The sequence below is a fragment of the Streptomyces sp. ME02-8801-2C genome (assembly GCF_033793965.1).
Classification (GTDB): domain Bacteria; phylum Actinomycetota; class Actinomycetes; order Streptomycetales; family Streptomycetaceae; genus Streptomyces.
The window spans coordinates 428,152-448,912 of record NZ_JARAXP010000002.1 but is presented as its reverse complement, the minus strand read 5'-3'; the positions used below and the strand labels follow the sequence as shown (position 1 = coordinate 448,912).

General features: G+C 70.5%; 16 protein-coding genes and 1 riboswitch. Of the genes, 5 read left to right on the top strand and 11 right to left on the bottom strand.

What is annotated here, in order from left to right; all coding sequences use genetic code 11:
• Nucleotides 1–19: 19 nt before the first annotated feature.
• Complete coding sequence (locus PV396_RS06630; RefSeq protein WP_319201381.1) at nucleotides 20–568, top strand: methylated-DNA--[protein]-cysteine S-methyltransferase; 549 nt, start codon at nucleotides 20–22, stop codon at nucleotides 566–568.
• 165 nt (nucleotides 569–733) lie between these two features.
• The gene (locus tag PV396_RS06625) at nucleotides 734–1,420 is read left to right on the top strand and encodes a 2OG-Fe(II) oxygenase (RefSeq protein WP_319201379.1); all 687 of its coding nucleotides are present in this window, start codon (nucleotides 734–736) and stop codon (nucleotides 1,418–1,420) included.
• Between the two features lie 112 nt (nucleotides 1,421–1,532).
• On the opposite strand, the gene PV396_RS06620 is transcribed toward PV396_RS06625, so the two are convergent.
• The 3 genes from PV396_RS06620 to PV396_RS06610 all read right to left on the bottom strand — a co-directional run bounded on the left by PV396_RS06620 (nucleotide 1,533) and on the right by PV396_RS06610 (nucleotide 4,498).
• Nucleotides 1,533–2,390, bottom strand: a complete 858-nt coding sequence (locus tag PV396_RS06620) for a caspase family protein (protein WP_319201376.1) — start codon at nucleotides 2,388–2,390, stop codon at nucleotides 1,533–1,535.
• Nucleotides 2,391–2,586: 196 nt separating this feature from the next.
• The gene (locus tag PV396_RS06615) at nucleotides 2,587–3,753 is read right to left on the bottom strand and encodes an FAD-binding oxidoreductase (protein ID WP_319201374.1); all 1,167 of its coding nucleotides are present in this window, start codon (nucleotides 3,751–3,753) and stop codon (nucleotides 2,587–2,589) included.
• A gap of 34 nt (nucleotides 3,754–3,787) precedes the next feature.
• Nucleotides 3,788–4,498: a GntR family transcriptional regulator gene (locus tag PV396_RS06610; RefSeq protein WP_319201372.1), complete on the bottom strand. Its 711-nt coding sequence runs from the start codon at nucleotides 4,496–4,498 to the stop codon at nucleotides 3,788–3,790.
• Between the two features lie 215 nt (nucleotides 4,499–4,713).
• Between PV396_RS06610 and PV396_RS06605 the strand changes: the two genes are divergently transcribed.
• Complete coding sequence (locus tag PV396_RS06605; RefSeq protein ID WP_319201370.1) at nucleotides 4,714–5,700, top strand: NAD-dependent epimerase/dehydratase family protein; 987 nt, start codon at nucleotides 4,714–4,716, stop codon at nucleotides 5,698–5,700.
• An 80-nt stretch (nucleotides 5,701–5,780) separates the two neighbouring features.
• Here the strand turns inward: PV396_RS06605 and PV396_RS06600 are convergent, their stop codons facing one another.
• From PV396_RS06600 to PV396_RS06585, 4 genes are all read right to left on the bottom strand, one after another.
• Nucleotides 5,781–6,512: an alpha/beta hydrolase gene (locus PV396_RS06600; RefSeq protein WP_319201368.1), complete on the bottom strand. Its 732-nt coding sequence runs from the start codon at nucleotides 6,510–6,512 to the stop codon at nucleotides 5,781–5,783.
• Between the two features lie 55 nt (nucleotides 6,513–6,567).
• Nucleotides 6,568–8,211, bottom strand: a complete 1,644-nt coding sequence (locus PV396_RS06595) for an NAD-dependent malic enzyme (RefSeq protein ID WP_319201366.1) — start codon at nucleotides 8,209–8,211, stop codon at nucleotides 6,568–6,570.
• A gap of 103 nt (nucleotides 8,212–8,314) precedes the next feature.
• A complete protein-coding gene (locus PV396_RS06590; RefSeq protein ID WP_319201364.1) occupies nucleotides 8,315–11,659 on the bottom strand; it encodes a BTAD domain-containing putative transcriptional regulator in 3,345 nt (1,114 codons plus the stop codon).
• Between the two features lie 212 nt (nucleotides 11,660–11,871).
• On the bottom strand, nucleotides 11,872–13,059 hold the full coding sequence (locus PV396_RS06585; RefSeq protein ID WP_319201362.1) for an MBL fold metallo-hydrolase: 1,188 nt from the start codon (nucleotides 13,057–13,059) through the stop codon (nucleotides 11,872–11,874).
• A gap of 225 nt (nucleotides 13,060–13,284) precedes the next feature.
• Here PV396_RS06585 and PV396_RS06580 point away from each other — a divergent pair, with 225 nt between their 5' ends.
• Nucleotides 13,285–14,475, top strand: coding sequence for a Glu/Leu/Phe/Val dehydrogenase dimerization domain-containing protein (locus PV396_RS06580; RefSeq protein ID WP_319201360.1), 1,191 nt, complete (start codon nucleotides 13,285–13,287; stop codon nucleotides 14,473–14,475).
• A gap of 119 nt (nucleotides 14,476–14,594) precedes the next feature.
• Nucleotides 14,595–15,209 (top strand): TetR/AcrR family transcriptional regulator, encoded by a 615-nt coding sequence (locus tag PV396_RS06575; RefSeq protein WP_319201358.1) that lies wholly within the window; start codon nucleotides 14,595–14,597, stop codon nucleotides 15,207–15,209.
• 166 nt (nucleotides 15,210–15,375) lie between these two features.
• On the opposite strand, the gene PV396_RS06570 is transcribed toward PV396_RS06575, so the two are convergent.
• The 4 genes from PV396_RS06570 to PV396_RS06555 all read right to left on the bottom strand — a co-directional run bounded on the left by PV396_RS06570 (nucleotide 15,376) and on the right by PV396_RS06555 (nucleotide 20,662).
• On the bottom strand, nucleotides 15,376–16,161 hold the full coding sequence (locus PV396_RS06570; RefSeq protein ID WP_319202278.1) for an SGNH/GDSL hydrolase family protein: 786 nt from the start codon (nucleotides 16,159–16,161) through the stop codon (nucleotides 15,376–15,378).
• A gap of 122 nt (nucleotides 16,162–16,283) precedes the next feature.
• Nucleotides 16,284–17,003 carry a DUF6250 domain-containing protein gene (locus tag PV396_RS06565; RefSeq protein ID WP_319201356.1) on the bottom strand — a complete coding sequence of 240 codons (720 nt, stop codon included), beginning with the start codon at nucleotides 17,001–17,003 and terminating at the stop codon, nucleotides 16,284–16,286.
• Nucleotides 17,004–17,145: 142 nt separating this feature from the next.
• The gene (locus PV396_RS06560; protein WP_319201354.1) at nucleotides 17,146–18,102 is read right to left on the bottom strand and encodes a LysM peptidoglycan-binding domain-containing M23 family metallopeptidase; all 957 of its coding nucleotides are present in this window, start codon (nucleotides 18,100–18,102) and stop codon (nucleotides 17,146–17,148) included.
• A gap of 3 nt (nucleotides 18,103–18,105) precedes the next feature.
• A riboswitch (cyclic di-AMP (ydaO/yuaA leader) is annotated at nucleotides 18,106–18,285 on the bottom strand.
• 283 nt (nucleotides 18,286–18,568) lie between these two features.
• Nucleotides 18,569–20,662: an alpha-galactosidase gene (locus PV396_RS06555; protein WP_319202276.1), complete on the bottom strand. Its 2,094-nt coding sequence runs from the start codon at nucleotides 20,660–20,662 to the stop codon at nucleotides 18,569–18,571.
• Nucleotides 20,663–20,761: the final 99 nt, after the last annotated feature.

Sequence of the window (20,761 nt, the reverse complement as noted above, 5' to 3'; positions counted from 1 at the left end):
CACCACAGAGAGGTTCCCCATGCACACCCCACTCACCGCGGCACTCGCCACGCGCGACACCCCGCTGGGCACCCTTACCCTCGCGGCCACCGACGACGCTCTGGTGCTGTGTGCCTTCGACGAGCGCGAGCAGGCGGTGGCCCGCGTCACCCGAGGTGGCCTCACCGTCGTGGACGCCGACGGCGCCACCGCCGCCCAGCTGCGGATCATCGAGGAGGCGGGCCGTCAGCTGGACGCGTTCCTGGCAGGCCACAGCCGCTCGTTCACCGTGCCGATGGACCTTCGCCTGGCCACACCGTTCAGCCGCACGACCGTGGAACGGCTGGACGGAATCCTTCCGTACGGGGCCACCGGCACCTACGCCGAGCTGGCCGCGGCGCTCGGACGGCCGCGGGCCGCGCGGGCCGTGGGCACCGCGCTCGGGGCGAACCCCCTGTGCGTGGTCCTGCCCTGCCACCGGGTCGTCGGCTCGGGCGGTCGGATGACCGGCTACGCGGGAGGTATCGCGGCCAAGCAGTTCCTGCTCGACCTGGAGTCCGGCCGCACGGCGGCCTCGGCCTCCCTTTGAACCGGCGGGCGCCGGAGCATCCCCCGTCTCCGGCGCCCGCCTCCTTCCACAACCGCGGAGCCGACACTGACCAGCTACCACACCCCTCACCTGCCGGGACTGGAGCACGACCACGTCCCCACCGCGACCGACGCCGGCCTCGGCGACACGATCGAGCTGCCCGCCGTGGACGCGCTGGACTGGCCGACGCTGACCACGGCACTCGACGCCGAGGGTGTTGCCGTCACCCCGCCCCTGCTGTCGCCGAGTGAGTGCGAGGAGATGCGCGCGCTGTTCGACCGGGACGACTTGTTCCGCAGCACGGTCGACATGAGCCGCCACCGCTTCGGCAGCGGCCACTACCGCTATTTCGCAGCCCCTCTGCCTCCGGTGGTGACCGCCCTGCGCAGACGGTTGTATCCGCCGCTGGCCCGGATCGCCAACCAGTGGGCGGAGCGCGTGGACGGGCCCCGGTTCCCGCAGACCCACTCCGAACTGGCGGCGGCGTGCGCTGCGGCCGGGCAGTTGCGGCCCACGCCTCTGCTGTTGCGCTACGGACCGGGCGACTACAACTGCATGCACCAGGACGTCTACGGCGAGCTGACGTTCCCCCTGCAGGTGGCGGTGATGCTGGACCGTCCCGACGTCGACTTCACCGGTGGTGAGAGTGTCTTCGTGGAGCAGCGTCCGCGCGCCCAGTCCCGTCCGGTGGTGAAGCGGCCCGGCCAGGGGCAGGGGCTGATCTTCGCGGTGCACGACCGTCCGGTCCCGTCGGCACGGGGCTGGAGCCGTTTCATGCTGCGCCACGGAGTGAGCGCGGTGCATTCCGGCCAACGGCACGTCCTCGGCGTGATCTTCCACGACGCCCCGTGACCCGACGACGTCGAGGAAATTCACATACCGGTGCAGCGCCTTTTCGTTGAAGGAGTGAGAATTCTCCCCGCGGGGATTACCACCAATGTCGCCCCGCACTCGGCGATGTTCCTCAAACGGTGAAGGGCCGCTGCTGCAGGAACTCGTTGTTGGCGCTGCCGGTCACGAAGAGACCAGGGCTCTGGTTGGGGGGCATCCTGCGGAGGATTTCACGCTGGAAGGACTTGTGACCGCCGGTGAATTTCCCTTCGCCCCAGACTTCGCGGAGTGTGCCGGTGAACAGCCCGTTCTCCCAGCCGTCGGCGGCCAGCTGATTGTCCGCGCAGGCGGAGATGAGCAGCACGCTGGCCGCCAGTTCGACGGTGTCCTTCGGATCCAGGTTCTGCTGGATCGTGTCGTAGAGCGTCTTGTCCCTCGCGTACGTCTCGCGTTGTACGTCCGGTGGCATGACCCGGGAGGTGACCTCGATGTGGTCCGGGTCGCGAGTCTGGTACTGCTCCTCCATCGCGTCCGGGGTGAGGAGTCTCCGCATCGCCTTGACGGCCGTCTCGCTGTGGCAGCAGTCGAAGTAGGCGGAGATGCGCACCCCTGGGGCGAACGCCTCGAACTCCTTGTACAGCTCGTCGTCGATGAACTCGCGGTCATAGAAGACCAGGGTCTCGTCGAGACGGTCGGACTCGTCCTCGGGCCCGTTCTTGTCCGGCACCTGACCGCCGTGACCCGAGTAGGTGAGGAGCAGGATGTCGCCGGGGGTCAGGACCCTGGCCGCCTGGCGGAGTTCGGCGGTCACGTTGTCGACCGTGGCGTCCGCCGTGAGCAGCATCGTGCGGTTGTCGAAGCCGGCGTTCCTGGCGATCTGTTCCATGTCGCGGGCGTCGTTCTCGCACGCCATGAGCTTGCCGTCCCACCCGCCATATCTGGTGGGGTCGACGCGGTTGAGCCCGATGTGGAGCGATATGCCGTTGCCCATGGGCGGGCCTCCTTCCCTGCGGACGGGAAGCGTCCGGAGCGGATCCCCCAAGCCTGGGCTGAACACCCATTGCGTCCAACGGTATCCAGCTTTGCCCCATTTGGCGCCTTTTCGGCTCCCACCACACCCTGAGGCGAGGCCGGCCCCCAACGACCCGACGGTCGCGGCGTCGTACGCGCGTGTCCAGAGCTGTCGGCTACTGCTCGCCCAACCTGGTGGCGTGTTGGTCCACCTCGATGTCCAAGCGCCGTACGCCGGTGAATCGTGTGGGCCGGAAGGCTCCGAGGAGGTCCTGCTCCTGATCGGTTGTGATCTCGGCCGCGACCAGGCGTCCCAGAATCGGTGCCAGGGTGATGCCGCTGTGCGAGACAAGGCAGTAGACGCGGGACCGCGCGGAGGCATAGCCGGCGACGGTGTGGCCGTCCGCGGGCAGTGACCGCAGGCCGATGCGCAGGTCGATCTCCGGTGCTCGGCCGGGATCGGGCAGCAGTGCGCGGAACCGTCGGGCGAGCGTGCGTGCGATGTCCCCGTCTTCGGACGGCGGATCTGCCGGATCGACGTGGGCGTTCAGATCGAGAGCCTGCAGGACGGTGTGCCCGTCGGCCTCAGGGCGGAGGTTGAGACCGGGGCCGTGGATCACGCAGCGCAGGTCGAGTCGTGGCGACCTGGCGTATCCGAGCAGGCCGACGGTCTGCGCTCCGCGACCGGCATCCGTCACCATGGGAACGTCGATCCCGGCCCGCGCGGCGAGCCGTTCCGTCCAGCGGCCTGCCGCCAGGACGACACGGTCGCCCGTGCGTTCCTCGCCTCCGGCCAGGGTGACGGATACGTGCTCGGGCCCGTCGTTGATGGCTACGACCTCGCCGATCGCGAGCCTGGCGCCGTGCTGCTCGGCGTCCGCCAGCAGGTTGTTCACGAAACGGCCCGGCAGAACATATCCCTCGCTGGGAAAGTGGGCGATGGACTTGATGGTCTCCGGGATACGGAGGCCGCCCGAGGTCCGCGCCGCTTCGTCGGAGGTGACCCAGCGCGCGGGGTAGCCGAGTGCCCGCAGTCGTTCCACGTTGTCGGCGAGCCGCTGCTCGTTCGCGGCGTCCGCCCATTGCAGCGCTCCGCTGGGGAAGTACGACGGTGCGCCGCGCAGTTGCCCGGCGAGCCTGGCGTGCTCCTCCATCCCCGCGAGGTTCAGCCGGTGGTAGTCCGGGTCGGGTTTCCGGCTGGAGTTGGTCCAGGCGAAGGTGGTCGCGGTCGTGCCGGTGCCGGCTCCCTTCTGGTCGAGCAGGAGAACGTCCTGGCCGGCGACGGCAAGCTGCCTCGCGACGCTCACGCCCAACACACCGGCACCCACGATGATGACCTTCATGGTATGTACATCCTTTCTGGCAGCGGCACGCTGCTCACATATCGGGGACGGGAAGCTCCAGGAAGAACTCGGCGGTTCCCGGACGGACGAGGGTCGTCACCACCTCGACGGTGCCGCCGTCGGCACGCAACTCCCGGCGCCTCATCAGCGCGGGTGTCCCGTTCTCGCTGTGCAGCAAGGCGGCGTCGTGCTCGTCGAGGGCCACGGGGTCGAGGTAGAGCCGGATCGAGTCGATCGGCACTCCTCTGCGCTGTAGATACGGGAGGGTGACGAGGTCTTCGAGGTTCTCGTTCAGCAGGTCGGGGGCGACCGCGAAGAGGACGACGTGCCGCTCGACCGACTGCGGCTCCTCGCGGACGTTCAGTTTGCGGCGGACCAGTTCGACCACGGCTGTGTCGGCGGAGGCGCCAGGGAGGGTCAGGATGGCGTCGGCGGCCCTGACGATCCGCGCGGAAACCACTTCGTGTCTGCCCGGCGTGCCCTTTGCGGCTGCCGCGGGGGTGACGAAGTTCAGCAGATTGATCTGCCGCGTCACGTCCGCCACGAACGATCCGTGGCGCCGGCGGCGGATTGCCAGCCCCGCCTCGGCCAGGTCGTTGAGGACCCGTTGGGCCGTGGCACGACTGACGCCGTACTCGGCGGAAACATCCATCTCGCTCGGCAGACGCGAGCCGGGCGGGAGGGCCCCGGACAGGATCTTCGCTTCGAACTGTCGCCTGATCTGTACATAGAGGGGCACGGTCATGGCTAGACCGTACATTCACTGGATTGACTGGTGAGAGCGAGCTGACCAGCACAGTCTTCAGCATCTGAGCCCCTCCGCCTGACCTGCACCGTAATAGGCGCGACCCTTAGACCGTACAATCCATGAATTGACCGGTCAATAGGTCTGACGGCCGACCCTCTGCTGTCAGCGAATCCGCCTGGCCGGGGCGATGAGCCCGGTGCTTGTGTGTCGGTATGGAGATCCTGGTTCTGGGTGGAACGGCATGGGTGGGTCGGGAGCTGTCGCGGCAGGCGCTCGTACGGGGCCATCGGGTGACGTGCCTCGCGCGTGGCGAGAGCGGGGAAGTCGCGGACGGAGCGACACTCGTCGTCGCCGACCGGCGCGATCCGTCGGCGTACGAGCCCCTGCTCGACCGCGTTTGGGACGCGGTCATCGAGGTGTCGTGGCAGCCGGGCTTCGTTCGTCGAGCGCTCGACGTGCTGGGCAGCAGGGCCGGCAACTGGGTGTATGTCTCGTCCGGCAACGCCTACGCCTCCCACGCCACGCCGGGGGCGGACGAGGCCGCGGCCCTGCTCGCCCCGACCGACCGGAGCGAGGTCGACCTCGAGTTGTACGGCGCGGCGAAGGTCGCCTGTGAGCAGGCGTCGACGGCCGCTGTGGGCGACCGTCTCCTCATCGCACGAGCCGGGCTCCTCGGCGGCCCGGGCGATCACAGCGGGCGCTCCGGCTACTGGGTCACCCGCGCCGCACGCGATCCGCGAGGGCCGATGCTGGTCCCCGACACACCGGCCATGCCCACCCAGGTGGTCGATGTGCGGGACCTCACCGCCTGGCTGCTCGACGCCGCGGAAACGGGAACCACCGGCACATACAACGCTGTCGGCCCGAGCGTTCCCTTCGAGCGGTGGATCGAGCTGTCCCGCGCCGTCGGCGGGCACACCGGTCCGGTGGTCACCGCCGAATCGGCGTGGCTGGTCGCCAACGGCGTGGCTCAGTACATGGGGTCCGAATCGCTGCCGATGTGGCTGGTCGAGCCTGGCTGGGAAGGGTGGTCGGCCCGGGACGGCTCCGTGGCGCGCGCCGCGGGGCTACGTCACCGAGCCCGGGCGGAGATGCTGGCCGACACCCTGCGCTGGGAACGCGAGCAGGGGCTCGACCGGGAAAGGCGCGCCGGCCTCAGCGCGCAGCGCGAGCGCGAGCTGCTCGACGCCCTCGGCTGACGGCGCTGGACCGGTCTCGTACGCCCGATTGTGCGGGATCCCTTCGTGGGCGTTCGCCGGCGGCGTGGGCCACAGGCGGGTCAGACCAGCCGGCGGGCGAAGAAGTGCAGCGAGTCGTCCGTCTCGAACCGCGGCAGATCTCCGTGCCCGCCGGGGTTGGCGTGCAGTGTCTTCTCGGTTGAACCGATGGCATCGAACAACGCCAGGCTCTGCGCACGGGGCATCAGCTCATCGTCCCACTGGACCAGAAACCGCACCGGCACGGTGATCTGCGCAGCGGCCCCGGCCAGCACGGGTGACCCTTGCAGACCCAGCACCGCGGCGCGGACTCGAGGTTCTGCGGCGACCAACGGTATTCCGAGCGCGCAGCCCAGCGACACGCCCCAATAGCCCACCGGTCCGCCGCCGATGTGGTCGAGTTGCTGGACTGCGGTCAGGACCGCCTGCCATTCCGCGACGGTCTGCCCGACCACAAGCGTGTACATGGCGGTGTCCAGCTCAGCCGTGTCCTCTCCGGCGGTCGTACGCGCCCGGTACTCGGTCGCGAGCCGGTCGAACTCCTCGCCCCTCGGCCGCTCGCCGTGGTGGGGCACGTCGATCGCGGCGACCGCGAACCCGCCTTCGGCGGCGAAGCGATGCGCGCCGGCCAGGATGCCGGGTGCCTTCTTGTGTTGTCCGCCGCCGTGTCCCATCAAGATCAGCGGGCGGGTACCGCAGGCGCCTTCCGGCATCCACAGCACGCCGGGGATCTCGTCGAGGGTGAAGAGCTGTTCGCTCACGCCACCCGACGATGTCCTGGAGACGAAGCGCATGGCGTTTCAAGCCTTTCGGGACATGCACGGGGCGGTACGTCCGCGAGCGGGCGCGTCACTGTGCGTACTCGGGGTTCCATTGAGCGGCCTCGACCGCCGCGCGCATTTCCTCCTGCGTGGCTTTGGGGGCGACGCCGTCCTGCACCGCCGCCGTCGCCGCGGCCAGCGCGATCTCCCGGACCGCGTCCCGCATGTCCCGTAGTGGCGGCAGCAGGGGCGCGGGGGTGCCACCGTCGCCCGGGGCGTACCGGGCGGCGCAGTCCCCGACCGCGCGGGCCGCGGCCACCATCATCCGGTCCGTGACGCGCGTGGCCCGGCTCGCGGTGACGGCCAGGCCGATGGCCGGGAACACGTACACGTTGTTCGCCTGCGCGACCGGCACCTCACGGCTCCCGACCGTCACGGGCGGGAACGGCGAGCCGGTGGCCACCAGCACCCTGCCGTCCGTCCAGCGCACCAGGTCCGCCGGGTCGGCCTCGGCATGGGAGGTCGGGTTGGACAGCGGGAAGATCACCGGGCGGTCGCAGGATGCCGCCATCCGCCGCACGATCTTCTCCGTGAAGGCGCCGTGCACGGTGGACAGCCCGATCAGCACGGTCGGCTCGACGCGGTCCACCACCTCGGCCAGACCGTACGGCTCCTGCTCGTCGTCGCGGGCGTAGATCCGCTGCTCGTCGGTCAGATCTTCGCGGGAGCCGGTCAGCAGCCCGTCGACGTCCACGAACCAGAACCGGGAAGCGGCCTCCTTCTCCGGCACACCGTCGTCGACCAGTGCGCTGCGGATCATGTCGGCGACGCCGACCGCGGCGGAGCCCGCGCCGAGGATCACGATCCGCTGGTCGGCGAGCCGGGTCCCCGCCACCCGCGTCGCCGTGGTCAGTGCGCCGAGCGCGACGGCGGCGGTGCCCTGGATGTCGTCGTTGAAGGTCAGCAGCCGGTCCTGGTAGCGGGTGAGGATCGGCCGGGCGTGCGGGGTCGCGAAGTCCTCCCACTGCAGCAGTGTCCCCGGCAGTTCGGCCTCCACGGCCGCCACCAGGGCTTCCACCAGTTCGTCGTACTCGGCCCCGGTCACCCGGTGCTCGCGGCGGCCCAGGTAGTGCGGGTCGCTCAGCAATTCCTCGTTGTCCGTCCCGGCGTCCAGCAGGATCGGCAGCGTACGAGCGGGGTGGATGCCGCCGATCGCCGTGTAGAGACTGAGCTTGCCGATCGGGATACCCATACCGCCCACCCCCTGGTCCCCGAGGCCCAGGATGCGCTGGCCGTCGGTGACGACGATGACGTCCACGTCGTCGTGCGGGCGGTTGCGCAGGATCTCGCGGAAGCGGTGACGGTCCTCGTACGACAGGAACAGGCCGCGTGGGCGGCGGTAGATCTCACTGAAGCGGCGGCACGCCTCGCCGACGGTCGGTGTGTAGACGACCGGCAGCATCTCCCCCAGATGGCGGGTGACCAGCCGGTAGAACAGCACCTCGTTGGTGTCCTGAAGCTGGCGCAGGTAGATGTGCCGGTTCAGTGGCTTGTCGTAGCCGAGGAACGCCGCGTACGCCCTGTCGGCCTGGTCGTCCAAGGTCTCCACGGCCGGCGGCAACAGCCCGTCGAGCCCGAGTTCTGCCCGCTCCGCCGTGCTGAAAGCGGTCCCCTTGTTCCGCAGGGGGTCGTTCAGGAGTCCGGTGTTCTGGTGGGAATCGTTCACTGTCATGCCTCCCCGCCTGCCCCGCCCGCCACGACCCTCACGCCCACCATGGGCAAGGCATCGGAAAGGAACGGGGAAAGCGCGTCTACCTGGCAGTCATGAACCGGCATCACGGGACGGCAGAACCGGCAGCGCCCTCGCCGACCTGTTCCAGGATGGCGAGCGCGTCCGCCTGCCCCCTGAGGTAGCCGGTACCCCGCTGGAGGGCCAGCGCCTCGCGGGCGTGAGCGGCGGCGCGAGCCCGGTCTCCGTGGTCCAGGGCACCGCGCGCCAGCAGGGTGAGCGCTTCGCCCTCCACGAGCACGTACTCCGTACGCCGGGCGATCTCCAGAGCCGTGGCCGCCTGGTCGAGGTCCACGGGAACGGCGAGGGACGCGAGCCCGAGGAGGGCCCTGGCCTCCTGGTCGTACGCGTCACGCTCGCGGGCCAGCTTCAGCGCCTCCCGGTAGGTCTCGGACGCCTCGCCGCGCCGGCCGAGGGCTCGCTGGACGCCGCCGAGGGTGATCCGGGCCGCGGCGCGGAAGTATTCGTCGACATCCTCGTCGCTGAGCTCGGCGGCGGTACGGGCAAGCTCCAGGGCCCCGGTGAGGTCGCCCGCGTCCCGGCACGCCGACGCCCGCAGGCGCAGGACGTACCCCTCGCTGCCCCGGTCACCCGCCTGCCGGGCCATCGCCAGGGCGGAGTCCAGCCGGCATGCGGCACGCGCCGGTTCGCCGAGCAGGTGCAGGGTGAGGCCGATGTTGGCCTGTCGGTGGATACGACTGTGCTCGGAGTCCAGTTCGAGCGGCAGGCGTTCGGCGCGCAGGAGACAGTCGAGCGAGTCGGTGAGACGACCCAGGTCACGAAGGATGTGCCCGAGGTTGTCGAGGACGACCGGGTGCTCGCCGACGAGTCCGCTGCGCCGGTCGAGTTCGACGGCCGCCTCCAGATGTGCGGCGCTGCGCCGCAGTCGGCCGCTGAAGCGGGTGACCGTGCTGAGGTTGGTGTGCGCGGTGGCGGCGCCCGCGTGCCAGTCAGCTGCCTCGGCGAGGGCGAGGAACCGTTCGAAGTGGTCGGTCGCGGCGTCGGCGCGGCCGAGTTGGAGGTGGGCGTGGCCGAGGAGGTTGTGGGCGCCTGCCTGCGCGAGCGGCTCGTCCTCCGCACGTGCGGATTCGAGGGCCGCCACGCCCACGGCCGTCCAGTCCACGGCGAGTTTGCGGGTCCACGCGTAGCCGCGCAGCCCGTCGGCGAGCCACCAGGATGCCGGGTCACCGTCGGCTGCGGCCTGGTGGACGGCCGCCGCCAGGTTGGTCAGTTCGGTGTCGAGCCAGCGCATCGCCGTCGTCGCGTCGGTGATCTCCCTGGGCGGGGGCACCGCGGCGGCGTGTTCCCGGGCACCGGGCAGGCGTTGTTTGCCGGGGTAGAGGAGGTGGGCGCAACGGTCGACGGCGGCGAGCAGCCAGGCGTACAAGGCCGTCGCGGCGGCCCTGCGGGTGGTGTCGGTCTCCTCCAGGCGCAGCCGTTCGGCGGCGTAGAGGGCGAGCAGGTCGTGGAAGCGGTAGCGGCCGGGGCGGTGTTCGCGCAGGAGGTGCGCGGCGGTGAGCCGGTCCAGGACCCGGGCGGTCTCTCCCGGTCCGGTACCCGCGACGGCCGCTGCGGCGTGCAGGCCGGTCTCCGGTCCGGGGATCAGCGAAAGCAGCCGGAACATGCGGCGGGCCTCGGCGTCGAGAGCCTGGTACGACAGAGCGAAGGCGGAGCGTACGGCGGTGCTGCGGTCGCCGGTCACGGACAGGGCGCTGAGACGGTCGCCCTCGCGCAGTTCGTCGGCCTGTTCCCGCAGGGTGTGATCCGGTGAATGACCGAGGTTGGCGGCGGCGATCCGCAGGGCCAACGGGAGGTGGCCGCAGGCCCGCGCGAGGTCGGCGGCGGCTTGGGGGTCGGCGTCGACTCGGGCCGCACCGACGGTCCGTACCAGCAACAGCCGTGCCTCCCGCGGGGTGAGCACGTCGACACCGATGCGGTGGGCGCCGTCGCGCGCCGCGAGCCCGGCCAGCCTGTCCCGGCTGGTCACCAATACCGCGCAGCCCGGCCCGCCCGGCAGCAGCGGACGGACCTGCTCGGCGTCCACGGCGTTGTCGAGAACGACCAGCATGCGCCGCCCGGCGGCGAGGGTCCGGTACAGGTCTGCGGCGGCCTCGGGCGTCCCCGGAATCCGCTCCGCCGGCGTACCGAGCGCCAGCAGGAACCGCGCGAGCGCCTCGTTGGGCCGTACCGGCGCCTGCTGCGAGTGGCCGCGCAGGTCCACGAAGAGCTGGCCGTCCGGGAAACGGTCCCGTGCGCGATGCGCCCAGTGCACCGCGAGCGCGGTCTTGCCCGCCCCCGCGGGTCCGGTCAGGGCACCGATCGCCGACCCACCATCGGCGAACAGGGCGTCGAGACGGCTGAGCTCGTCGGGGCGGCCGGTGAAGAAGGGAACGTCGTAGGGCAGCAGCGCGGGGGGCCTCGTCACCGGGGCTGTCGCCGTACGGGGGACCTGGCCCTGTACGACGGTCAGGTGAGCCTCCGCCACCTCCCGTCCGGGGCGTACACCGAGTTGCTCGTCGAGACGTTCCCGGAGGCGTTGGTACAGGTGCAGGGCGGCGGCCTGCTGGCCGGAGGCGGCGAGCGCCAGCATCAGCCGGGCGTGCACGCCCTCGTGCAGCGGCTCCAGGTCGGCGGCCTTCTGGAGTTCGGGTACAGCGTCCTGGGCGCGGTCGAGCGCGAGGGCACCGTCCGCGTACGCCTGCAGGACGGACAGCCGCAGCCTCGTCAGGGCGGTGGCGGAGGGGTATTCGCGTACCGCGGGCAACGCCCCTTGGAGGACCGGGCCGCGCCACAGCCGTAACGCCGTCTCGGCGGTGCCGTACGACTCGCCCGGGGTGCCGGTCGGGGTGGGGAGGCAGCTCTCCCGCGTGACCCGGGCGGCGAGTGCGGTGAACCGTGCCACGTCCGAGCGGTGCTCCTCCAGGGCCAGCAGATAGCCGTCCCGGGTGCGGTGCAGCACCCCGTCCGAGGCGAGGAGACGGCGCAGCCGGGTCACGTACGTGTGGACCAGATTCAGGCAGGTCGCGGGCGGGGCGTCAGCCCACAGGACGTCCACGATCTCGTCCCTGGACACGGAAGTGCCGGGGTGCAGGCCCAGCAGGGCGAGCAGGCCGGCCTGTTTCGGAGTCCCGGACTCGACGGGCCGCCCGCCCACCCGGAGGACCAGCGGGCCGAGGACATCCAGCTCGACGGGTTCGGCTTCGGCCTTGAGAAAGGCGAGCAGCCGCAGCACCGGACGACCGTACGGCGTGCGGGCACGGCCGTGCTCGATCTCGCGGATGCTGCGTGTGCCGACCCGCGCCAGCTCGGCCAGCTCCGGCTGGGTCAGGCCGAGTTGTCTTCGACGCTCCCGGAGCCATGCCCCCAACTCCCCAGGCGTGTGCTCCACCATGTTCCGTCCCCGTGCAGGCCCGCCCACACGGTGCAGGTCAGTGGCACCTGCGGCGCGTGCTTGACGGTACACCGCCACCCGAACGGCAGAGAGGCACTTCTCGGCCAACACGTTCACCCAGCGGCTCGTACGCGGACCGGTCGAAGCCGACGGTGCCTTCCACCGCGTACCTCCCGATCACGGCCTCGCAAGATCATCCGTCAGTGCCAGGGTCAGACCTCGCCCGCCAGGTCGAGTTCGTCCTTGACCGCCGGCGTGGCAGTCGCGCCCTTCGGGCGGCGCCATGGGCGCGCGATCGGCGCGGACACCGCCCGCCACCACGCATCGACGGGCAGCTTTCCAGCCGGCTCGAAGGGTTCACCGGGCCGGGGAGTCGCCACCGCCTGCCCCGCGTCCTCGGCGGCGTCCTTCGTCCACTCGCCCGGCTCCGCCCAGGCGTGCGCCGCCAGATTGAAGGTGCCCCAGTGGATCGGCAGCAGCACGCCGTGCGCCGCGCCGCCCTGGAGGTCGAGGTGGGCGCGCATGCCCTCCTCCGGGGTCATGTGGATGTCGGGCCAGAACTCGCTGTAGGCCCCGATCTGGATCATCGTGACGTCGAACGGGCCATGGTCGGCGCCGATGTCCCGGAAGCCCTCGAAGTACCCGGTGTCGCCGCTGTGGTAGACGCGGTGCTCCTCACCGGCGACGACCCAGGAGGCCCACAGGGTGTGCTGGGCGCTGCGCACTCCACGGCCGCAGAAGTGGCGGGCCGGGGTCGCGGTCAGGGTGAGGCCGCCGACCTTCGTGGCCTCGTGCCAGTCCAGCTCACGCAGCCGGTCGGCCGAGACACCCCAGCGCTCGAGGTGGCCACCGACTCCGAGCGGCACCGCGAACAGCGTGTCCGTGCCGGCCAGCGCCTTGATCGTGGGCATGTCCAGGTGGTCGTAGTGGTCGTGCGAGATGACGACGACGTCGACCGGGCCGAGCGCCGCCAGCGGCAGAGGCACCGGATGCAGCCGCTTGGGTCCGGCGAAGGAGAACGGCGAACAGCGCTCGCCCCAGACCGGGTCGAAGAGCACTCGCCGGCCGTCGATCTCGGTGAGCACGCTGGAGTGGCCCATCCAGGTCACCCTGAGACCGCTGACCGGCGGCTTGGCGAGGTCCGCGAGCGTCGTGGCGTGCACCGGCACGGTGCCCGCCGGGACGCGCCGGATCCGGTCCTCCTTCCGCAGCGAGGCCTTGGCGAACTCGATCATGGCGCCGCCCTCGGGCCTCGGCGTACCCGCCGGATTCTTGAAGACACCGTCCGCGAAGTGCGGCGATCTGTGGATCCGCGCCAAGCGCTCCCCACTCGGTTCCGCGCCGAAGGCCTCGGGCCGCAGGGCGCGCAGCCCGGAACTCGGAGAGGGAAATCCGGTCACGGTACCTCCAGGTGGAGTCGGTCAGACATTCCATTATGGTCGCCCCGTCCGACACTCCCGTGCCGCCTGTGTAGCGGCCGGGTCTCGGCAGGGAAAAACCTGGGTTTCCGCACGGCGGACCAAGACTCCGAACGGCCGCCGGGTGGCTACCCGACGCGGCCGGACTAATACCTTACGTGTGCACACCCAGGGCCCAACTGAACGGCGAGTCAGTATATTGCCCGCATGGCAACCCATCAGGGCGCTCCCCTGCTCTCCCTCACCTGGACCGATCACCTCACCGGCCGTCAGGGCTTCCTCGTCGTGGACAGACTGGTGCGGGGCGTGTCCAGCGGCGGCCTGCGGATGCGCGAGGGCTGCACCCTGGACGAGGTCACCGGACTGGCCCGGGGCATGACCATGAAAGAGGCCCTGCACTACAACCCCGAGGGCCGCTACATCCCCCTGGGCGGCGCCAAGGGCGGCATCGACTGCGATCCCCGGGACCCGGCGGCGTACGGCGTGCTGGTTCGCTACCTGCGCGCGATGCGACCGTACGTCGAGAGTGTCTGGACCACCGGCGAGGACCTGGGCCTCACCCAGGATCTCGTCGACCGGGCCGCGGCCGAGGCCGGGCTCGTGTCGTCGATCCAGGCGGTCTATCCGCTGCTGGACGACGGGATCGCGGCCCGGAAGCGGCTCGCGGACGCGTTCGCGACCGAGGTGGACGGGATCGGCCTCGACGAGCTGGTGGGCGGCTGCGGGGTCGCGGAATCCGTGCTCGCGGCGCTCGACCGGGCCCGGGTGCCGCATGCCGGGACCCGGGTCGCCGTGCAGGGGCTCGGCACGATGGGCGGGGCCACGGCACGCTTCCTCACGCGCGCGGGCCTCACCGTGGTCGCCGTCGCCGACGTCAAGGGCACGATCGTCAACCCGGCGGGACTCGACGTCGAGGCGCTGCTCGCGGCCCGGGACTCCTACGGCACGGTGGACCGCGCGGTGCTGCGCCCCGACGACCGTGAGCTGCCGGGTGAGGCCTGGCTGTCCGTGGCAGCGGAGGTGCTGGTGCCGGCGGCGGTCTCGTACGCCGTCGACCCGGGCAACCAGCGGGAGATCGCCGCGCGTTGGATCGTCGAGGCCGCCAACATGCCCGTGCTGCCGGAGGCCGAGGAGCTGCTCGCCGCGCGCGGCATCGTCGTACTGCCGGACGTGGTCGTCAACTCCGGGACGAACGCCTGGTGGTGGTGGACGCTGTTCGGGGACATCGGCGCCGACCCCGAGGAGGCCTTCGCGTACACCCGGCGGTCGATGCGCGCCCTGATCGACCAGGTGCTCGCGCGCGCGGAGACAGACGGGACGACTCCGCGTGCGGCGGCGCACGCGATCGTCGAGGACCGGCTGCCGGTGATCGCAGAGCGGTTCGGCTGGTACCGGTAACGGCGTGGCGGAGTCCGACGGAGGGCCGCTGTCCCGTGAACAAGCCGTATGGGCGTGGATTTACGGGCATTGCCGGACCTGGCCCGACATCGTGTCCGGCGGCGGATTAGTGTGGCCGGGTGGCAAGGGTGCGGTTGAGCGTGGCCGAGCGGCGCGAGGAGTTGTTGCGGGCCGCCGTCGAGCAGATCGAGGCGCGGGGCGTGGCGGCGGTGCGGATCGCCGACGTGGCCGCCGTGCTCGGGGTGAGCAACGCGCTGGTGCTGTACCACTTCTCGACCAAGGAGAAGCTGGTCGCCGCCGCTTTCCGGTACGCGGCCGAGGCCGATCTCACCCACCTCGGCAAGCTGCTCGGACGCCGGTCCCCGGCGCTGCGCCGACTGCGGTCCGCCGTGCGCTGGTACGCGCCGACCGGTCAGGCCAAGGGCTGGCGACTGTGGATCGAGGGGTGGGCGGCGTCCCTGCGCGACCCCGCGCTGCGCGAGGTCGCCGGTGATCTTGACCGGCGCTGGAAGGCCGCGATCACCGAGGTCATCACGGAGGGGGTGGCCGCGGGCGAGTTCGAGTGCCCCGACCCCACAGGCACGGCGCTGCGGCTCACGGCGCTGCTGGACGGGCTGGCCGTCCAGATGACGGCGTACGACGGGGTGTCCCGGGCGCGGGCCGAGCAGTGGGTGGACGCTGCGCTGGCTGGGGAACTGGGGCTGGAACGGGGGGCGTTGACCGGGTCCAGGTGAGTGATGTGGTCGTCCGCCGGGGGCTGCGCCCCCAGACCCCCCTTTCGGCCTGGACGGCCTCGTCCTCAAGCGCCGGACGGGCTGGTTGTGCCCGCCCGGCGCTGAAAACCGTGCTGCAAACCGCGCTGAGAACCGCACTCAGAACCGCGCTGAAAGGCGGCAGCGCTCACGCGACCCGGCCGATGCGGCTCTTGATGTCGTCCGGCGACAGATGCCCCTTCGCCGTCACGTAGTCCCCCGACGACTCGCCCCGCAGTCGCCGCCCGATCCACGGGACCAGGTACTCGCGGGCCCAGTGGACGTCGTCGCGGCGGATCTCCAGCGTGCCGCGCGGCGGCAGCACGGGCCACGGCTGGTCGGGGTCGGCGGGGATGTCCAGGCCGAGGACCTGCCCGGCGCGCAGCGCCACGCGCGTGTGCCCCTCCGGCGACAGATGCAGCCGGTCGCCGTCCCAGGCCCTGCGGTCCTGGATGGTCTTGAGGGACCACAGGTCGAGCACGGGACAGTTGTACCGGTCGGCGATGGCCCGCAGATGCCCGTTGTACGTGGCGATCTTGCCGCGCATGTGCTTCAGCACCGGGACGTTGCGGGTGTCGAAGCCGGTCGTCACCATGACCGTGCCGACCGCCGAGGTGAGGCCGATCACCGCTCGTTCGAAGCGCTCGGCGACCTCGTCCGGGTCGCTGCCGGGTCGGATGATGTCGTTGCCGCCCGCGCAGAAGGAGACCAGGTCCGGCGCCTGTTCCCTGGCTGTCGGAAGCTGCTCGGCCACGATCTGGTCGAGCAGCCTTCCGCGTACCGCCAGGTTCGTGTAGTCGAAGTCGCCCTCCGGGCGCCGGTCCGCGAGAAGTACGGCGAACCGGTCGGCCCAGCCGACGAAGGCCCCGTCCGGGCCGGGGTCGCCGACGCCTTCGGTGAAGCTGTCCCCCACCGCCACGTACGACCCGATCACTGCTCTGCTGTCATTCTTCGAATCGTCTGCCACAACAGAGCATGATTCACCTTCCGATGTGAGCTACGCGACCGTAGGAAGGGCTTGACTGGCGGTGAGATAAGCCACTCGTCAAGTATTGGTCAACTCGGAATAATGGGAAGACGCAGCTCACGGACGCTGAAGTCGGAGATCCGGAAGTGGCTCCACGTCGTACGGAAGGCGAAGTGCCCATCCGTGTACGGCTCCGGGTCGCTGTAGTCGAAGACGAGCCGCCCGTTGATCCACCATTGGACCGTCGAACCGGCCGAGACGATCCGCACCCCGTGCGGTTCGTTCGGGACCAGGAGCGGCTCCGGGTAATCGTAGATCAGGGGGCGCACCCCGGCCTCGCCGACGTAACGGCGCAGCCGGGTCGTGGTGTTGGTGTTGGCGCCGTAGCCGACGTAGTACGTCCTGAGGTAGTCGTACTCGGCGAGGGCGCCGCCGCGCGTGGTGGCGAAGAGGTCGTCCGGGGAGCGGACGTCGACGGCGTTCCAGAAGTTGTTCAGGTCCGAGACCCGGTCGTTCGCTCCGCCCGCCGAGACGGGTGTCGCCGTGTACTCGATGACGTACGGACCGCGCAACCTGCGCTTGAACCAGATGGTTGCGCCGCTCGGCACGTCGACCTCCAGGACGCCTCGGGCCGCCGTGACGCTGCCGCCGTCCTGGAGTTCGACGGCCCACTGGCCGAGACCGCGGCGGAAGTCGTCACGGGCGAGGAGGCGTCCGCACGCGGCGGCACTGGCACTGGTGGCCGGGGCGAGCGCGGTGAGAGCCGCGCCTGCGGCGAGGGCTCCGAAGGCTCTGCGAGTGGTCGTCACGAGGCGGCTCCTTGAGGCAGAAAGCGCTTGCACGGATAGGGAGTTGACTATCACACCCGCACGCGCGCGCGTGAACGCGTCGAAGGCCGGACCCGGGAATCGGGGTCCGGCCTTCGACGGATGTCCTCGCCGCGAACGTTCGTCAGCCGACGGCGACGCCCTTCGAGCGGAGGTACGCGACCGGGTCCACGTCGGAGCCGTAGTCCGGGGTGGTGCGGATCTCGAAGTGCAGATGCGGTCCGGTGACGTTGCCGGTCGCGCCGGACAGGCCGATCTGCTGACCCGCGGTCACGGACTGCCCGGCCGAGACGGAGAGCTGGGAGAGGTGGCCGTACTGCGCGTAGTAGCCGTCGGCGAGCTTGATGACGACCTGGTTGCCGTACGCGCCGCCCCAGCCGGCGGAGACGACCGTGCCGGCGCCGACAGCCTTGAGGGAGGTGCCGGTCGGGACGACGAAGTCGACGCCCGTGTGGTAACCGCTGGACCACATGCTGCCCGACACGTGGTACCCGGTGCCGATGGTGGCACCGGCCACGGGGAGGTTGAAGCCACTGGAGCTGCTGGTGTTGGTTGCCTCGGCCGCCGTCGAGGTCGCGGCCGTCGCGCTCTCGGCGGCCGGCTGGGTGGCCTCCGTCTGCGAAGACTTCGAGGAGCTCGAGGACGCTTCCGCAGAGCCTGAGCTCGAGGTGGGCGACGAGGTCGACGCGGCCTTCCTGCCGATCGACAGCTTCAGACCGGGGTGGATCAGGCTCGGGTCGGCGCCGATGGCGGTGCGGTTGTCCGAGTAGAGCTTCTTCCAGCCGCCGGTGACGCCCTGCTCCTGGGCGATCTTCGCGAGGTAGTCGCCGGCCCGGACGGAATAGGTCCGGGACTTCTTCGAGGCCTTTTCCGACTTCGCGGAAACTGCCTCGGCCGCAATGGAATTCGCGGTTACCGAAAGGGACGACACGGACTGAGTCGCGGACTCCGCCGTGGCCGCGTGGGCGCCGGTGGCTCCCAGCAGCGGAAGAGCGAGAGCCGCTCCGCCGGTTCCGGCGACGGCTATCGAGCGGATGAAGCGCTGGGACTTCGGACGGCGGTGCTTACCCTTCGCGGGCATGGCGAATTCCTTCTCCGTCGCCTGCGAGGTGAGCTGTCGGGTGCGGACTGGAGATGTCCGGTCACGCCTGGACGTGACTTGACCCCAAGCCTGTTCCGGAGACCGGAGCAGGCGTTCTACCTGTGGGTCCCCCGCTCCTGCCGTTGTCGGGTGGTCGAGACGGGATCCGGGCGGCGGCAGGATTGGGCGTCCGTCCGGATGGGTGGCGAACGTAAGCGACCAAGACGCACGGAAACAAGCTTGGGGTTCCCTGTGTGCGGGTTTTCTGTGATCCACCCCAGAATTCCCGGTCACGGTCCGTGAATTATGGATCTTTCCGTCGCGTGAACACCCTTAAAAGCCGCCGAAATTACGTGCACATGACGGCGACACACGGTCACGAATATGACGCTGCTCACTCGCCCGATTCACAGGAGCCCGCATTCCGAAGCGAGTTGGAATCAATGCTCCATAACGGACAGAAGCATCAGATGCGACGCAAGCGGAAAACTGCCGCATCGAGGTCACCCTTGAGTCCGGTTCGCAAGCCATGGTGCAACAACACGGCACCTCTGTGGATTTCACCCGTTTCACGGCATTCGTATGTCGCCGACGGGTCGATTCCCCGCAGCCGCAGCGCCGGTACCGGCTCGCCGTGGTGCTGCGCCTGGAGCCAGGCGAGGACGACGGTCTCGTCCCCGAGCACGTACTGCACCGCACTCAGCCCGCCGACCGGGCGCCGCAGCCGGTGGAGGTCGCCGCGCTGCACGACGGGCCGGATCTCCTTGTAGAGCCCCACCCACTCCCCGGCCTCGGCCAGCTCCTCCTCCGTCCACGTCGTGAGGTCACCGCCGACGCCGAGCACCCCGGCCATCGCGCTCACGAACCGGAAGCGCAACGAGCTGACCCGGTCGTTCAGCTGGGTGTTCGGGCTGTCCGTGACCCAGGCGGCCATGACCCGCGCCGGATGGATCTGGCTGAAGCCCTCCTGGATGGCGAGGCGGTCCAGCGGGTCGGTGTTGTCGGAGGTCCACACCTGGTCCGTACGGGCGAGGACACCGAGGTCGATCCTGCCGCCGCCGCCCGAGCAGGACTCGAAGGCGACGTCGGGATGGGCCGCCCGCAGCCGGTCGAGGAGGGCGTACAGCCCGTGCACATGGTCGACCCACAGGCGCTGCGGGTAATCCTCACCGGGCCAGCCGGCATCGCTGAAGCAGCGGTTGAAGTCCCACTTCACATAGTCGATGGGGGCGCTGGAGAGCATGGCGTCGAGCTGCTCCCAGAGGTACTCCCGGACATCCTCGCGGGCAAGGTTCAGTACGAGCTGGTTGCGGAACTCAGTCCGCTTGCGTCCCTGCTGGAACTGCACCCAGTCGGGGTGCGCGCGATACAGGTCGCTGTCCGGGTTGACCATCTCGGGCTCGACCCAGATGCCGAACTGCATCCCCAGGGCGTGCACGTACTCGGCGAGCGGCCTCAGCCCCGACGGGAAGCGGTCCGGGTTGGGCGTCCAGTCGCCGAGGCCGGCCCGGTCACTGGTGCGGGCGCCGAACCAGCCGTCGTCCACGACGAACAGCTCGACGCCGATCGCGGCGGCCCGCCGGGCCAGCGTCCCCTGCTGCTCCTCGGAGATGTCGAACTCGGTGGCCTCCCAGGAGTTGTAGAGCACGGGCCGGTCCTGGTCCGCGCCCGGTACGACGAACGCGCGCTGGTACGCGTGCCACGCCCGACTCGCCCCACCGTGCCCGGAGTCGGTCCACAGCCCCGCGAAGACGGGCGTGGTGAAGGACTCGCCCGCCGCCAGGCGCAGCAGCCCCGAGTCGTCGTATCCGGCGCCGCCGGTGACCTGCACGCGCGCGTCGGGCAGCTGGGCGACGGCGATCCGCCACGACCCCGACCAGCCGAGCGCGCAGGCGTAGACCTCGCCGCGTTCCTCGGTCGCGTCGGTGTCGAGCGCCACCCAGGGCAGATGCTGGTGCCCGGTGTGACCACGCCGACTGCCGATGACCTTCTCACCGTAGGTGAGCTCCGTCCTCACCAACCGGGACTCGGCGGCCCAGCGTCCGTGCAGCTGCGAGAGGCGCCAGCCCTCGCGGTCGGGGAGCGTCCAGGTGGCGGAGTCGGCGCGCAGCAGCTCCAGCGGGCCGGTCGCGTCGGTCACGTCGTGGGTGAGGGTCACCCAGCGCTCGACGACGTCGTGGCGCATCCGGTAGTGCAGCGTGATCGCCAGCCCGGCGTCACGGAACCGCAGCCGCAACTCGTCCCCGTCGGCGCCGGTCTCGGTCTCGCACGCCTCGAACCGCCACTCGGTGCCCCGGCGCTCCTCGGTCCGCACGGACAGCGCGGGCCGTACGAACCGGGGGCCGCCCTCGACCGGGTACTCCTCACGGCCGTCGAGCGGGGACTCGAAGGGCCAGTAGTCCGGCAGGGGCCGCACGGCGAGCGCCTCCGCGTCGGCGAGGGCGATCCGCGGGCCCCAGTGCAGATGCAGCAGTTCGTCGTCCTCGGTGAGATGGACGGCGTAACTGCTCGTGGGCCCCGAGAGAAGCCACGTACGACCGGTTCCGGCAATTTCCAGCATCATGTCCCCACAGATTCGAACAGGCGCGCTCAAGCATCAACATCATCAGGGCCACGGCGTCCGACGGCAACGCCTGTGGAAAACTCCTGGGCCTGCTCA

Excerpts from the sequence above, each read along its gene's own strand:
- PV396_RS06630 (WP_319201381.1), top strand. The coding sequence starts at position 20 with ATGCACACCCCACTCACCGCGGCACTCGCCACGCGCGACACCCCGCTG.
- PV396_RS06620 (WP_319201376.1), bottom strand. The coding sequence starts at position 2,390 with ATGGGCAACGGCATATCGCTCCACATCGGGCTCAACCGCGTCGACCCC.
- PV396_RS06615 (WP_319201374.1), bottom strand. The coding sequence starts at position 3,753 with ATGAAGGTCATCATCGTGGGTGCCGGTGTGTTGGGCGTGAGCGTCGCG.
- PV396_RS06610 (WP_319201372.1), bottom strand. The coding sequence starts at position 4,498 with ATGACCGTGCCCCTCTATGTACAGATCAGGCGACAGTTCGAAGCGAAG.
- PV396_RS06605 (WP_319201370.1), top strand. The coding sequence starts at position 4,714 with ATGGAGATCCTGGTTCTGGGTGGAACGGCATGGGTGGGTCGGGAGCTG.
- PV396_RS06600 (WP_319201368.1), bottom strand. The coding sequence starts at position 6,512 with ATGCGCTTCGTCTCCAGGACATCGTCGGGTGGCGTGAGCGAACAGCTC.
- PV396_RS06595 (WP_319201366.1), bottom strand. The coding sequence starts at position 8,211 with ATGACAGTGAACGATTCCCACCAGAACACCGGACTCCTGAACGACCCC.
- PV396_RS06590 (WP_319201364.1), bottom strand. The coding sequence starts at position 11,659 with ATGGTGGAGCACACGCCTGGGGAGTTGGGGGCATGGCTCCGGGAGCGT.
- PV396_RS06580 (WP_319201360.1), top strand. The coding sequence starts at position 13,285 with ATGGCAACCCATCAGGGCGCTCCCCTGCTCTCCCTCACCTGGACCGAT.
- PV396_RS06560 (WP_319201354.1), bottom strand. The coding sequence starts at position 18,102 with ATGCCCGCGAAGGGTAAGCACCGCCGTCCGAAGTCCCAGCGCTTCATC.
- PV396_RS06555 (WP_319202276.1), bottom strand. The coding sequence starts at position 20,662 with ATGCTGGAAATTGCCGGAACCGGTCGTACGTGGCTTCTCTCGGGGCCC.